The sequence below is a fragment of the Paenibacillus mesophilus genome, from assembly GCF_005938385.1.
Taxonomy (GTDB): domain Bacteria; phylum Bacillota; class Bacilli; order Paenibacillales; family NBRC-103111; genus Paenibacillus_AB; species Paenibacillus_AB mesophilus.
The window spans coordinates 20,142-35,152 of sequence record NZ_VCRA01000015.1; the positions used below are offsets into that span (position 1 = coordinate 20,142).

At 55.4% G+C, this 15,011-nt stretch carries 13 protein-coding genes; 3 read left to right on the top strand and 10 right to left on the bottom strand.

Translation table 11 applies throughout. The features are described 5' to 3' along the window. Positions 1-113: 113 nt before the first annotated feature. On the bottom strand, positions 114-1,439 hold the full coding sequence (locus FE783_RS23780) for an ABC transporter substrate-binding protein (protein ID WP_138881894.1): 1,326 nt from the start codon (positions 1,437-1,439) through the stop codon (positions 114-116). A 353-nt stretch (positions 1,440-1,792) separates the two neighbouring features. Here FE783_RS23780 and FE783_RS23785 point away from each other — a divergent pair, with 353 nt between their 5' ends. Continuing rightward, entirely contained in the window at positions 1,793-2,692 is a 900-nt protein-coding gene (locus FE783_RS23785; RefSeq protein ID WP_138881895.1) for an AraC family transcriptional regulator, read from the top strand. A 259-nt stretch (positions 2,693-2,951) separates the two neighbouring features. Next, entirely contained in the window at positions 2,952-3,131 is a 180-nt protein-coding gene (locus FE783_RS23795; RefSeq protein WP_238403231.1) for a pyridoxine 5'-phosphate oxidase C-terminal domain-containing protein, read from the top strand. 780 nt (positions 3,132-3,911) lie between these two features. On the opposite strand, the gene FE783_RS23800 is transcribed toward FE783_RS23795, so the two are convergent. The 8 genes from FE783_RS23800 to FE783_RS38860 form a co-directional block, all read right to left on the bottom strand. Continuing rightward, a complete protein-coding gene (locus FE783_RS23800) occupies positions 3,912-6,152 on the bottom strand; it encodes a transglutaminase TgpA family protein (protein ID WP_138881896.1) in 2,241 nt (746 codons plus the stop codon). After that, on the bottom strand, positions 6,153-7,397 hold the full coding sequence (locus FE783_RS23805) for a DUF58 domain-containing protein (protein ID WP_138881897.1): 1,245 nt from the start codon (positions 7,395-7,397) through the stop codon (positions 6,153-6,155). 9 nt (positions 7,398-7,406) lie between these two features. Next, positions 7,407-8,366: an AAA family ATPase gene (locus FE783_RS23810; RefSeq protein ID WP_138882006.1), complete on the bottom strand. Its 960-nt coding sequence runs from the start codon at positions 8,364-8,366 to the stop codon at positions 7,407-7,409. Positions 8,367-8,723: 357 nt separating this feature from the next. Then, positions 8,724-10,835, bottom strand: a complete 2,112-nt coding sequence (locus FE783_RS23815; protein WP_138881898.1) for an LTA synthase family protein — start codon at positions 10,833-10,835, stop codon at positions 8,724-8,726. A gap of 170 nt (positions 10,836-11,005) precedes the next feature. Then, entirely contained in the window at positions 11,006-11,371 is a 366-nt protein-coding gene (gene spoVAE, locus FE783_RS23820) for a stage V sporulation protein AE (protein ID WP_138882007.1), read from the bottom strand. 10 nt (positions 11,372-11,381) lie between these two features. Then, on the bottom strand, positions 11,382-12,398 hold the full coding sequence (spoVAD, locus tag FE783_RS23825; protein WP_138881899.1) for a stage V sporulation protein AD: 1,017 nt from the start codon (positions 12,396-12,398) through the stop codon (positions 11,382-11,384). Position 12,399: 1 nt separating this feature from the next. Further along, positions 12,400-12,876, bottom strand: coding sequence for a stage V sporulation protein AC (gene spoVAC / locus FE783_RS23830; protein WP_138882008.1), 477 nt, complete (start codon positions 12,874-12,876; stop codon positions 12,400-12,402). 98 nt (positions 12,877-12,974) lie between these two features. Beyond that, positions 12,975-13,079 (bottom strand): DUF421 domain-containing protein, encoded by a 105-nt coding sequence (locus FE783_RS38860; protein WP_420799766.1) that lies wholly within the window; start codon positions 13,077-13,079, stop codon positions 12,975-12,977. Positions 13,080-13,265: 186 nt separating this feature from the next. Here FE783_RS38860 and FE783_RS23840 point away from each other — a divergent pair, with 186 nt between their 5' ends. Beyond that, positions 13,266-13,472: a DUF1657 domain-containing protein gene (locus tag FE783_RS23840; RefSeq protein WP_138881900.1), complete on the top strand. Its 207-nt coding sequence runs from the start codon at positions 13,266-13,268 to the stop codon at positions 13,470-13,472. A gap of 276 nt (positions 13,473-13,748) precedes the next feature. Here the strand turns inward: FE783_RS23840 and FE783_RS23850 are convergent, their stop codons facing one another. Continuing rightward, positions 13,749-14,930 (bottom strand): MGDG synthase family glycosyltransferase, encoded by a 1,182-nt coding sequence (locus FE783_RS23850; protein WP_138881902.1) that lies wholly within the window; start codon positions 14,928-14,930, stop codon positions 13,749-13,751. Positions 14,931-15,011: the final 81 nt, after the last annotated feature.

A 15,011-nucleotide genomic window follows, 5' to 3' on the forward strand; every position in this document is an offset into this window, starting at 1 on the left:
CAAGTGGCAAGTCTCTCGGACCTCGCCCGAACCGGTGCGCATCGCGATCCGGCAAACCCAGTCCCAGTTTCCCTCCCCGCTTTCGTTGTGATGTCGGAGCGTGGCCTTCCCCTTTACTTGCTCTTCTCCTTCGCAAGCTCCGCCTTCAGCTTCTCATCGAGCTGCCGAAGTCCCGTGTTGACATCGACCTTGTTCGAGGCGACATCGTGGAATGTTTGCGCCATCAAGTTCTGCTGGTCGGCCGTTGCCACGTTGGCAAGACCGGCCTTCCGCTTCGGCGAATACGGAGCCCATTCCTGGTAGTAAAATAGCGCCTTCATGTTTTTGCTGCTCAAATCCGGCCGGTCTTGTCCATACGCATCCTGAATGCTCTTGTTCGTAACGACCGGAAGCATGCCTTTCTTCGAATCGGCCAGCTGCACTTCGTCCGATACCATCGCCATTATGACTTGGAACGCATCGTCCTTATACTTGCTCGTCGCAGAGATCGACCAGTAGGCGGGGCCTCTCCATGCCATTTTCTTCGGCACGTCTTTCAGCGTCGGATACGTCACGATATCCCACTCGATCTCTTTCGGAATCGGCGCATATTGGCTGTATTGATTCGCCTGCATGGCGACATTGCCTTTGTTGAAGGCGTCGTTGATTTCCGCCGGGCGGGTGGCCGCGATCTGGTTGTTCGGCAAATCGTAGAACCGCTTGAGGTTGTTGAACAACGGCTTCCACTTCTCCATGTCGTAAAGCTGATCGGCGTTCGGATCGAGGATCGGGTATCCGTACGTATTGTCGCGCAGCATCGCCATAATATTGCCGCTGAATCCCCGGTACACGTTCGTGCCTTCCGTTCGGCTCATCTTCTTGGCGATCTCGTATGCGTCGTCCCAGTTCATGCCGTCTTTCGGATAAGGGACGCCGAACTTGTCGAACACGCTCTTGTTGTACGTCAGCACAAGCGGAAAGTATGGCGGATACGGCAGCCCGTACAGCGCGCCGGTCTGGCCGGCGTCGATCATCTCCTGAATGAACGGCGCGTTGAACCGGGTCAGATCGTATTTATACTTTTTGACCAATTCGTTCAGATCGGTGCCCAACTTCAAGTCCAAATAGTTGTTTTTCAAATTCGGCACATCGGTCCGGATCAGGTCGGGTATTTCTCCCCGCGCGACTAGCTCCGGCAGCGAATTGCCTTTATCCGGCGCAACGTACTTGAACGTAATGTACGGGAACTTCTTCTCCAGTACACCCTTAAACCGGTCGTTGAACTCTTCCTCCTTCACCCCGAGCCCGAATACGGACAGCGTAATCGGGTCTTTTTTTACTTCCGGCGTTTTTCCTCCATCCGCGATAGTTTGCGCCCCATCCGTTTTACCGCCCCCTCCGCATGCGGTGAGCGCGATCATCGTCAAGCCGAGCAGTGCAGCCGTACCCCTTTTTTTCATGGAAAATAACCTCCCTAAAATGGATGAAACAATCGTACCTGTTACCGGGCCAACCTTATGTTCTACCAAAACAAGCACATAAACGAACGTACGTTCCGCCCAACATGCGGCATCACCTCCCTTCTTTGGCTTAATGTCCAGCAACCGCTTGCAATGGAAAAATCGCTTATGACGCTTTAATCATAAGCCGGAACCCCGACCTGGGCCATGCATTTACCGTCCGTCTTTTTGACCATATGTGCCAATTGATGCGGGAGGCGTTTATGGTAAAATAAGAAAAAGCTGCTTTAAGTACGTTGGAAAAAAGGTGTCGGGGCGGCTATCGAACTTCCCGAATAGGACGGAGGGTGCGGATGGATATCGAGGTTACCTTTCCGAATATGACCAGCACCTTGCAGATTAGCGGCTGCGCGTTCGGCGTCAAGCCGCCGGGCTGGTCGTATCCGATGCATCATCATCATTTGTTTGAGATTTTGTACTGCTTCAGCGGCGAAGCGGTGCAGCTTTTGGGTACGAACGAACGGACGCTGCGCTCCGGAGACTGGATGCTGATCAAATCCGGGGTGCGCCACCGGACGGAAAACCGTTCCGATGCGCCTTATGCTTTTTTCAACATTCACTTTGACGTGGACGATCCTTCCTTGCGCAAGCGGCTCACCGTCGCCAATTATCGCGTTCTTGCGCGCGCCGATGCCGCAGCGGCCGGATTGCCGGAAATCGTCCGGCGCGTGGAGCGCCTGATGGCCGCAAAACTGGCGAACGATGCGAAGGGCATGTCTACGAATCCCGCCGCTTTGGCGATCGATCCGCTGCATAAGCTGGAGCTGCAGGCCGCGATCCTGCTTATCGTCACGGCACTGGCGGAGCACCGCACCCGGTCCGCGCCCGAATCCCGTAAGCCTCGCCTTTCCGTCGCATCCTTGTTGGAGACGGATACGGCGCATGCGATCGAGGAGCGGTTGCGGTGCATGGCTGCGGCCGATACCGACGAGTCTATCGCCCGGATCGCCCATGATCTGCATCTGAGCCGAAGCCAATTTACGAAATTATTTACAAAAGTGTACGGCATCCCGCCGCGCCAATACGTCAGCGAACTGGTCGTCAACCGGGCGAAACGGCTGCTCGTGACGACCAATCGTTCGATCGAGGCGATCGCGATGGAGCTCGGCTTTCATTCGGTCAGCCACTTTTCCCGTCAGTTCCGCCGCTGGACCGGCGTATCCCCTATGCAATACCGGCCGAAGCACGAGTGAGCGTCGTCCTTGCTTCATGAGGTAATCAGCAAATCTATGAGAAACGGGACGGGATTAACCCGCAATTGTCTTGTAATGCTGAAGGTAACCGCGACCTTTCTCCGGCAAGCCTCCGTATATCGCAAGATCGATTTCTATGTTAAATTGCTGTTTTAAGGCATCGGTGGAGTTCTTCATATTAATCATCATTTCAAGGACGTTTTAAAGGCGCAAATGAATCAGCTCATTCAACCCCGCATTAGTCTCTCCTTCATGGACGGTGTATAAAGTTAGAGCGAAAGAAGCGGAGTTTCGGCAGGGAAATGAAGATCGCAACCATATTAGACTGAGATATCGGCTTGATGGGGGGAAAAGGATAAAGCAGTTATTGTGGGCCAAGACGGAGCCATTATTTCCCGCGCAATGGAAAGAAGGCGGCAAGCCAAGAAGGGATACTTGAAACGCTAAAGGGGGAAAGGGAATACGCAGAAAGCGAATCGGCTGACTTTAAAGTCGAGTTGTTACCCTATTCCAATTTCAAAAAGACAACTCGACTTTAACGGAAGTGGCGCGTATCCCTTTCCCCCTGCCCCCATCCGCTTCATCCCTTCGAGGCTTGCCCGCCCTTGTGCTCTTGCGCCGTTGCCTCCCTGCCACGCAAACAGCCGCGACCTCATCAGTCGCGGCTGTTTGCGTGACCCTCATCGGCGGCAAGGGCAAGCCAAGAAGGAATATTTGAAACGCCAAAGGGGGAAAGGGAATACGCAGAAAGCGAAGCGGCTGACTTTAAAGTCGAGTTGTTACCCATTCGAATTCCAAAAAGACAACTCGACTTTAACGGAGGTGGCGCGTATCCCTTTCCCCCTGCCCCCATCCGCTTCATCCCTTCGAGGCTTGCCCGCCCTTCGCCTTTGCCTCTCCTGCCACGCAAACAGCCGCGACCCCATCAGTCGCGGCTGTTTGGGTGACCCTCATCGGCGGCAAGGGCAAACCAAGAAGGGATACATGAAACGCCAAAGGGGGAAAGGGAATACGCAGATAGCGAAGCGGCTGACTTTAAAGTCGAGTTGTTACCCTATTCCAATTTCAAAATGACAACTCGACTTTAACGGAAGTGGCGCGTATCCCTTTCCCCCTGCCCTCCTCCGCTTCTTCCCTTCGAGGCTTGCCCGCCCTTCGCCTTTGCCTCTCCTGCCACGCAAACAGCCGCGACCTCATCAGTCGCGGCTGTCCTCTTTCCCTACATTTCTTCCCGCAGCTTGCTGACCGTCCGAGAGAATGAGGAAAGCTCCTCCTCGGTAATGCGGGAGCCGCTGTACTTCGCTTTCTCGAACACGAACAGCAGCGAATCCAAATCTTTTTGCAGCCATTTGTCTTTGCCGATCCAGCGGTTCGCCATCTCCCTGGCCGTTTCATGCTCCGATCGGGAATATCCTTTCCGTCTCGCAAATCGGATCAAACGCTCGAATTCGAGTATCGCCTTCTGGTTCGCATCCAGTTGCCGTCCTATCGGAGCGAACCGGCGAAGCTTCCACAACATGTGGCGGTTCGCCCACAGAAAGGCGATCAAAATCGCCGCAGCGATGACGCCAGCGCCCCAACCGATAGCACGCGGCATGACACTGTCGCCGGACAGCGACGAGGCAGTTTCGTCGGACGTTGCCGGAAGAAGCTCGGTCGAGATTTCCTCCTCGGGAGCGAATACCGGAAGCGCGAAACCGGCGGTAGGCTCGAACGGGATCCATCCATAGCCCGGGAAATAAATTTCAACCCAGGAATGCGCGTCCGAGTTGCGGACCGTATACTCTCCAGCACCGTCCGGATCGATAAGCTCTTCGGGGAAATTGAGCATATCTTCCGCCATCGCGCTCGCGCCCGGAGTATAGCCTTTGACCCAGCGGGCCGGAATGCCGAGCGAGCGGGCCATGACGGCCATTGCCGTCGAATAGTAATCGCAATAGCCTTCCTTGATTTCGAATAGGAACCGGTCGACGAAATCGCGGCTTCTTCCTTTGCTCAAATCAGGCGTATTCGTATAAGGATAAGTCGAGTTCAAATAACGTTCAAGCAGCTTGACTTTGTCATACATATTCGTACCCGATGCGGTCACCTGCTGGGCCAATTCCCTCACCCGGTTCGGCAGTGTTTCCGGCAGGAACAAATTTTCTTCCAGTCCCACTCTAGTCGGCAGCTCCGCAGGCACTTTGCGAAGCTCCGTTTCGTCCACGATCGGCACCTTCGAGGTAATCATGTACATTTGCGGATACGGCACTCGTCCGCTCGGCATCCAGCGCAATTCACCAAGCCGGGAAGCCCATTGCAGTGCGGACATGTTGACGTTCGCGCCGCCCGTGGCGACGACCTTGTCGATCGCATATGCGCCGAACAATACCGGATAATCCTGCTCCGTTTGGCCCAGCACGGAGATCGTCTGCGTCACTTCGACCGTCTTGGCCAAAGTAGGGGCGAGTCTCGGGTCTTGCGGCAGCGACGTATCCGCCGTAACGGGAACGAGCGGGGTTCTCCGCTCCACGTCGCTCGTAATCCAGCCTTTTCCCGTATACAAAGACCGCGTCTCCCCGCGCCAATAGCTGCGATGCGAGGTGGAGATGGACATAACCGGCGTATAGTCGAACGAGAATTCGCCGCCAAGCGTAGAATCATTGCGGCTGTAGCCGGACGATGAATCGCCGCCGAGAACGGAGGTCGTGCCGAATCCTTTGTTGAAAAACGTAATTTGCTCGCCGCGGAAGTTTTTCCATAGCGTATACGGATCGGTCACGAGCGCCCGGACGTCCGGAGCGAGCGTGCCGAGGAAAACGACGAGCGAGACGAGAAACACGATCGGGAGCGAAATGTTCAGCGGATAATCCGAAAGGTGTGCCCAGCCCGACGGATTCCGTTTCTTCAAGCCGGCGAAGTGGCGGATAATCAATAAGAACAGTCCGCAGAAAATGAGAATAGCCACTTGCAGCCAAAGGACGAGGAAGCTGAACGAATCGCGGAAGGCAAAGGCGGCGACGGACAAGACGAGCGCAACCATGATGCGCCATTTCGCTTTCATCCACCAGAAGGTGAAAAGCGCGATTAGCCATGCACTCAAGGCAAACCAGACAAACGGAACGAACTGCATGAAATTGTCGCGGATCAGTAATCCCAGATCTCCCGTAAATGCGCCGAAATCGCGAATCGAATGAAACGGGCGGCCAACCGGCGCATAATCGAGCATCGTGCCGAGCACGTAGAAAATACCGATCGCCTGAAGCAGCCGACGTAATCCTGGGTGCAAGCGGGGGAACAGCTCGGCGACGAATACGACGAGCAGCGTCAGCTTCACGATGGCAACCGTCTCCGGGAGCCATACGTAATCTTCCTTTTGAATCCATTCCACAAACTGCAGCAGGAACAATCCGGTCAAGATCGCCGTCAGGCGTTCGTGCCAATCCTGCGTCAGCAGCCTTTTCCATAAACGCTGCTCCATCTATTTCCGCCCTCCCAACGCGAGCGCCAGCTCATCAAGCGAGGACACGGCATATCCCATCGTGCCGTTCGCCTGCATTTGCCGCTTCCAGCGCTCCTGTTCGGCAGTCGGAATGTCGCACGACACCCAAATATGGCAAGGATTCATTTGCCTTTGCTCGATCCAGGCGAGCGACTGCGTCATCGTCTCTCCGTATTGGGGAGACACGACCGTAAAGAAGACGCCCGGCATGAACAATCTGGCCCGGTCCCTCAGCACATCCATCAACGAATATTGACCGTCCGGCTCCACATCGATCAGATGGTTAACGATAACCTTCTGGTGGCTCACGCTCAGCCGCGGCTCGAAATATTTCGAATCTTTGCCCACCGACAATAGCCCGAGCGCCAAATCCCGGCTGCTCCCGTAATCGATCAGCGACGCCGCGATCGAAACCGCCAGCTCGAAATGCTCCTTGCTTCGGTAAGCGCGCATATTGCGGTCGAGCAAAATAACGGTCTTCGGCAGCGATTCCCGTTCGAACTCTTTCGACTTCCAAGTACCGGTCTTCGCCGTGGCGTTCCAATGGATGCGCGACAACCGGTCCCCGTAAATATATTCCCGGACGCCGTTGATTTGCGTCGTTTCGCGATGGGAGCGCGTCGTCGCCGAATGATGGTGCATGCCGCGGAACAGCTGATGCAGCTGCTTCCAGTCGCGGATATGCGTTTTCTGCGGCAGTACGCCGAACGTGTGGGGCAGCTCCAGACGCCCTTTGTGCCGGAACAGGCCGAAAATATCCTCGGTCGCGCAATCGGTATCGCCGAAATGATAAAACCCGCGCCGCAAAGGCGGTGTCCGGTAAGACACTTCCCCGCGCCTCTTCCAATCTGGGATCAGAAACGTCTCAAATACGTGCTCTTCTCCCCCTCGGCGCACGAGACGATCCTTGACGGAAACGTATGGAATCGGCCAGAAGCCGGGGACTTGCACCTGGATTTGCACCGCAAGCGACGTCCCCGCTTCGAGGACGGCTTCGTGCTCGGCATTGAGCAGAGTTCTACCCCCCTGCGTCTTGGATATGCCGCTCCAACGGCTCAAGCCCAAGTACAGGCAAAGCACCGCGACGATAATGAACACCATGAAGGCAAGCTTGCCGCCTTGAAACAACAAAAACAGGAAACTGAACGCGAAAAGTGACGCAATGCCCCAGAAGCGGGCCGAATATCTCGCTATTATACCCATCGTATGCTCACCCCGTTTCATTCCGTCCCCTTATTTCTCGAGACGGACGGGCACCCGCACTTGCCCGAAGATGGACTGGAGCACCGTTTCCACCGTCAAGCCGTCGATTCTCGCTTCGGAATGCAAGATCATCCGGTGGCCCAGCACGTAAGGCGACAAATACTTGATATCGTCGGGGATGACATAATCCCGTTCGCGGACGTAGGCCAAAGCTTTCGCCGCCTGCAGCAGCGCGATGGTCGCCCGCGGGCTCGCCCCCAGGAAGACGGAGGAATGCTCGCGCGTCTTCCGCGTAATCGTGACGACGTAGTCGGCGACGGCGTCGTCGACATGAACATCCTTGACCCGCTGCTGCATCTCCGTCACCCGCCCGACGTCGGTTACCGGCTCCAGCCGGTCGACCGGATGGCTGCTCGCTTGGGTGAACAGCATTTTCTTCTCCGTCTCGTGATCCGGATAGCCGAGGCTGAACTTCATCATGAACCGGTCGAGCTGTGCTTCCGGCAGGACATAGGTGCCCTCGAAATCGATCGGATTCTGGGTCGCGAGCAGAAGAAACGGCGAAGGCAGCGGATGGCGGTCGCCGTCTACCGTCACATGGCGCTCTTCCATCGCTTCGAGCAGGGCGGACTGGGTTTTCGTAGTCGCGCGGTTAATTTCGTCCGCAAGCAAAATATTCGTCATAACCGGACCGGGCCGGAATAAAAACGTCTCTTGTTTCGGATGATAGATCGCTACCCCGGTTATGTCGGTAGGCAGCAAATCGGGATTGCACTGGATACGCCGGAACTGCCCCTCGACGGATTTGGCCAACGCTTTGATCAGAACCGTCTTGCCGGTTCCGGGCACGTCTTCGAGCAGAACATGTCCGCCGGCGAGCGCGGCGGTCAACAGCAATTCGACTTCGGCGGCCTTACCCAGAATGCAGGATTCCAAATTTGCCTTCAGTTGTTTGATAATGGATAAATCTTCCGTAAATGGTGCATCCATCTCGTCCTGCTCCTCTCCATGATCCGTAGTTCCGTTCAATTTCTGGACTTCCTTTGCAGGGGCCTTATTTTTATTTTACAAGAATTAAAAATAGCCGTATAGCCCCTCAACCATTACAAATAGATTACAAAAGATGCGTTGTTCCACTAGAGGAAACGGCACAATTCGCCAAAAGGTTCGCCGCTTGGCAATATTATGTATACGCTTGCAGGACAAAAAGGTTTCACGCCGTTCCGATCGAAAATTTCTCCGTACAAATTCATTCATTACGGAACTTTCCTATCGAAAATTGGAAGATCCTGCTAGCAAAAAAAGAGGACCGGCACCCCTCACTGCGAGGAGGCCTGTCCCCTTCCGTTATTTCGGAACGACCTGCACGTTTCTTATATTGGATTGGCCTACGATAATTCCTTTGGAATCGAACAGCTTCACTTGAATGTCGCAGCTTCCCGATTTGAACGCTTCGGCCGGAACTTTGGCCGACAACGCGCCGTCGGCCTCCCGTCTCGTTGCGAGCGCCTTGCCGTTTGCATACAGCTTCCCGAGCGCCGGAATGTGACGGCCGGTTACGGCGATTTCCGCATCCGCCCCCGTCTTGCCTGCGGCGAGCGATACTTCGGCGATTTCGATCGGGCCTGTGCCGAGGAAATAATCCGGATTTATGATTTTTTCTTTCAGGTCCCCGTACGCATGGCGTTCCCCGAACAAGCTGTCGTATTGAAGCAGCTCGTACCGCTTCAACCCGCTCTCCTTGACGTTCAAGTACGAATCGAATTTCGGGGGCGGAACGACCGGTGCCACTGCGGCCAACTCCCGCAAAAAATCGGTGTAGTACGTTCCCGGAATGTTCGCTTTGTCCAGCACGTAAGAGCCCAGAAACGAAGGGCTCATATTCAGCGTTTCTTTTTGCTCCGGCAAAAAATTGGTCCATACGGCAACCGGCGTCCGATGCATTTTATCCGGGAAATCGGGATCGTTGTCGCCGGTAATCCATTTCGCGTCCTTGTACGCTTTATAGTCGTCGCCGAGATAAGGCAGATGGTCGCCGAAAAACGCGATGAGCGTTGGCTCGCTGGATTCCCGGTAATGCTCGACCAGCGTCCGGAGCATGTTGTCCGCGTCCTCCGCGCCGTATGCGTACGTTTCGAGCATCCCTTTCGTATCGGCCGGGATGTCTCCTTCGACTTTGAACGTGTTGTCCTTGAATTTGCCGGGATTGTAATGAAAATGATTTTCCATCGTGTTCGCGAAAATAAAATCGCGCTCGCTTGTTTTGCCCGTCTGCTCTATGATCATTCTCGCGACTTCGCTGTCCGCGATATAAGTTCCTTCGTATACCGGATCGAAAAACTCGAGCGGAATATATTGGGCGAAACCGAAGTTTTTGTACACCTTGTCGCTGTTGAAGTACCAGCGGTGGAACGGGCTGATCGCCGTCGAATAATATCCTTGCCGTGCCATAATGCTGGCAAGCGAATCGACACCGCGCGTAATGTGCTGGTTGTACGGGATCGTTCCCTGCGGCAGGAAACGCATCGAATTGCCGGTCAATACTTCAAACTCGACGTTGGCCGTTCCTCCGCCGTATTGGGGAGTGAGCAGCGTCCCCGTCGCCGCCGTCTGCTGAAGCTCGCGGAAGAACGGCATCGGGTCGCGGTTAAATGACACACCGTTCATTTGCGTCGGGTCCCACAGCGATTCGCTCAAGACGACGATTACGTTCGGCTTGACGCCGGCGGCCGTATCTTCGCTATCTCGGCCTGCCGGTCCGCTACTAGCGGCGACGATGTCGGCGATCGTCCTCTCATTGTAATCGTCCAGCTTCGTGACGCCCATATAATCGAGATTCATGACGGTTGCAAGCAGCCAGCCGTTCTCATCTACGTTCGCCGACTGGTCGTAGTTGATCGGACTGATGCCGAAGGCGGCTTTGATCGGAATCGGCTTATCCGTATACACGACGCCGATTAGCGCGATCGCAAAAACAGTCAATCCGACACGTTCCTTCCACTGGATCGTCTTGACGCCTGCCGAATACTTGTGGAGCAGCAGCCAGCTTACGGCGACAAATACGATCAAATCCAATATCAATTGCACTGTCACGATATTTTTTACATATTCCACCATATCCCCCGCTTCGCCCGTCAGAACAAAATCCCACGGCAGCAGCGGCATACCCAGCATTTTGGACTTTACCCCGGTTATGAGCGCCAGAGTAAACCCGATTCCCGATACGACCCAATACGACAGCCTCAGCTTTCCGGTTACAGCCGTCAATACGAGCCATGCCCCTAGTAAAAACGATCCGTTCAATAAAAGAGCAGGCAGATGCAGCAAGCTCCACTCCATAGCTCCCCAAGCTTGGTTCCGGCTCAAAGCTTCCATAAAGAGCACGAGCCAGCCCGACAATACGATTACCGCATACCGTTTTCCGATATATCCTCCTGCTGTTGCAAGCCATTTCCCCATCCGGTTCATTCTCCCAACCCATTTGCTCGTGAAAAAAAGAACGTAGCCATTATATCACGAGTACAAACAGGTGACAAAACTCAAGTTATGCCATGAATGAACCGTAAATGTAAAAAACTCCCCGGAAAAGATTCGGGAACCATCTTTTCCGGGGAGTTCAAAGAAAACTTTCAGCCCTTCGGCTTCACAAACGTTGCGGCGAGAAACGAGAAAATGATCGCTGCGGATATCCCTGCGCTCGTAACCTCGAATATGCCGGTTATGATGCCGATCCAGCCGTGAAGCTTGTACTCCTGCAGCGCACCGTGCACGAGAGAATTGCCGAAGCTCGTAATCGGCACGGTCGCGCCTGCCCCGGCAAACTCGATGAACCGGTCGTACAAGCTTTTGTTGCCGATCATAATCCCGTCCACGATAGCTCCGAGGACAACGAGCGTACTCATCGTATGTGCGGGGGTCAGCTTGAGTCCGTCCAGCATCAGTTGGCCGATCACGCAGATCGCGCCGCCGATGACGAACGCCCATACGAACTGCATCACATCCATCTCAGTCGCTCCTTCCGCGTTCGATTGCTACCGCATGCGCGATGCACGGAATGCTTTCCCCCTGCTGGAAAGAAAGCGGGGACAGCAGCGCGCCGGTCGCCACGACAAGCAGCCGGTTCATATGCCCGTCCCGAAGACGTTTCAGCAAATGGCCGTACGTGACGACCGCCGAACAGGCGCACCCGCTGCCTCCGGCTTGCACGGATTGGCGGTCTACATCATAGACGAGAAGGCCGCAATCGTAATAATTCGTTTGCTTGATCGGCACTTTATGTTTCTCGAACAGCTCGCAGGCGATCGAATACCCGACCGAAGCCAGATCACCCGTAACGATCATATCGTAGTATCCCGGCTCGATATCCAAATCGCGCAAATGTGCCTGGATCGTATCCACGGCCGCCGGCGCCATCGCCGCCCCCATGTTGAACGGATCTTTGATCCCCATGTCGACTACGCGGCCGATCGTCGCCGAAGTCACCCTAGGTCCTTTACCTTCAAGGCCCAATACCGCCGCCCCGGCCCCGGTAACGGTATATTGAGCCGTCGGCGGCTTCTGCGAGCCGTATTCGGTCGGATAACGGAACTGCTTCTCGACCGTGCAGTTATGGCTGGCCGTCGCCGCGATCGCATGCTTGGCCGCACCCGAGCTGACAATCAGCGAAGCGACCGCCAAGCTCTCCATCGAGGTGGAGCACGCCCCGAATACGCCCAAGTAAGGAATGGACAACGTTCTGGCCGAGAACGTCGCGCTTATGATCTGATTCATCAAATCGCCGGCGACGAAGCATTGAATATCGCCGTTGGTCAGCCCCGCGTTCTCCACCGCAAGCTTCGTCGATTCCTCGAGCAGCTTCCGTTCCGCCTTCTCCCAGCTGTCTTGGCCAAGCATCATGTCGCCATGGACGATGTCGAAATCGTTCGCGAGCGGTCCTTGTCCTTCGTCGGGACCGACTACGGTCGCGGTCGACATAATGACGGGAGGATTCGGAAACTTCCAAGTTTGATGTCCGACGAGCATGTCATTGCCCTCCCCAATCGAGCAGCATATGAATGATGCCGATGATGAAGGCGGCCACTGTCCCGAAGACGATAACCGATCCGGCGAGCTTGAACATATTGCCTCCCGTGCCGAGGACGAGCCCTTCGCTGCGGTGTTCGATAGCGGCCGAGCACATCGAATTGGCGAAGCCGGTAACGGGCACAGCGCTTCCGGCTCCGGCCCACTGGGCGATTTTATCGTACACGCCGAAGCACGTCAGCACGACGGAAATGAAGATCAGCACGGCTACCGTCGGGCTTCCCGCCGTCTTCTCGGTAAAGCCGAACCAATGGATGAACATCTCCGTCAACAGCTGGCCGATCAAACAAATCGCCCCTCCGCTTACGAAGGCGCGCAGGCAGTTTTTGGCGACCGGGCGCGGCGGCTCCTTCTTCTTCGCAAGCGACTGGTACTCTTGCTGTACGGGGGTGAGCTTCTTTTTTTGCTTTGCGGCCATCGCAGCCATTCGTATCTCTCCTTCTCTCGGATCAAATGTCCCGCTCGCGCCTTCCTACAGATCGGCGGTAAGCTGCCCATAGACGTCGACTTGGGCCATTAGACGTTTTCCCGGGTAACACCTATCTTCTCCAGCTCCGTGCTTAACCATCCGCGGCTGAAGCCGGCCGTCGCAAGCGGCTCGTCCTTGATCACGCCGTCCATAATGACCGTCTGCGGCGGCGGACCTTATCGTCCATAACGGCATCGCTCACACCGGCTCTTTCTGTCGAAGGTTTTGGTCAAGCTTATTATTCGTAATCACAACGATACCTTTTCATGACAGTTTTTTACAGATATGAGAACGCGGCAAACGGGAATAGTATGTATTGGCAAAGGAGGTGAACGCAAATGACAGTAGCATCGCAAGTCAAAACTTGTCTGGCCTCGCTGAAAAGCGCGCAAGCCAGCCTCGAAACGTTTGCACTGAGCACCCAAAACGAGGAAGCGAAAAGCGTATTCGAGCAATGCGCTCAAACGACGCAGCAAATCGTAGATCAAATCAACTCCCGCGTCACCCAATTGGAAAACGAAGAACCGCAATACAAAGGCTTCTAAATCGAACGTCGCCCCAGCAACGAAAACAGCCGCCAATGTCTTCCGACATGCTGACGGCTGTTTCTGCTTCTTATGATGGATCCCACCGGCTTGCTTATACGAACGACAGGAGTACGATGACGAGTAAAATATACAGAACAAGCACCAGTACGCTCCAAGAGATTTTCGGCATGGAACCCGCTCCATTCCTTGTACGGTATTCGGTATGAACATACCTTATACTATATGCGGTCATTCCGGTTCCGCCATGTACATTCGCCTATTGCCCTTCATACATTATATGCCGACCCGAACGGCCGATCTTTCCCAGCGCGGAACAGGGCAATGGCGTGCCGCCAATATCGCTTCCAGCGCCCGGAACGAAGACCGCTCCATATGCAATCTCTCCATATTGCGTCTCATAACCGCCAAGCGTTGGGGGCGGCCGATCAATGCGGTGACGACTCTCTCCAGCTCCGTTTCGTCCGAAGCTCTGACGGCTACCTGCGCCCCGGTCAGAAATTCGGCATTGTCTTCCTCCTGGCCCGGAAGCGGTTTGTACAGCACCATCGGCAGCTGCATTGCAATCGCTTCCGACGTTGTCAGGCCGCCGGGCTTCGTAACGACCAGATCGGCCGCCCCCATATATTCCTCCATATTCCGCACGAAGCCGGTCAGCCGAACCCCGCCGCCCGCCGACTCGTTCCGGAGTCGTTCTTCCAGCTTGAGGCGCAGCTTGTTATTGTGGCCGCATACGACGACGACTTGCATCGAGCCCGTCCGGGCCGCGCTTGTCATCAAACGGATCATCCCTTCATGCATCATCCCGTAGCCGCCTCCCATGAGCAGCAGGACGGGTTTGTCCGCAGACAGGCCGAGCTTTGCACGAAGGGCCGTTCGCTTGGTCCCTGCCGCTCCCGAACAAAACGGAGGCCGCACCGGGATACCCGTCACTTCGATCCGGCTGTCCGGAACGCCCGATTCCAGCAATCCCCGGCGTACTTTCTCCGAGCCTACGACGTACAGGTCCGTGCCCGGATGAACCCAGTAGCTGTGGTCCGTATGGTCCGTAATAACCGTCACGGTCGGGATATCCGTAAGTCCCGCCATTTTCAGAGCGGACATGGCCGCCGCAGCCAGCGGAAACGTACTGACGACAACAGTGGGGTCCACCTCGTCCAGAAGCTTGACGATCCGCTTCAATCCGTACCATCGCAGCCGCCCCGGCAGCGAGGTCAGCGTTGAGCCTTTCCGCGTATGGCGGAACAGGTAGCCGTACACGGAAGGAAATTTTTGCACGCCTTGATGAAAGACGGCTTTGCTGATCCCGTGCAGCCGGGGCAGCGTCCATTCCATGAAATCGACGATGACGGGCTCCGCATCGGGCTTAGCCAGCCTGCACGTTTCCAGCAGCGCTTGCGCCGCCTGTTTATGTCCTTCCCCGAACGGCCCCGATAACAACAATATTTTCCCATTCATTGCCAAACACCCGCCCTATCCAGCAGCTTATGGCTATATCATAACGCCGCGGAACGATATAAGATACAGACCGTCGCCGTA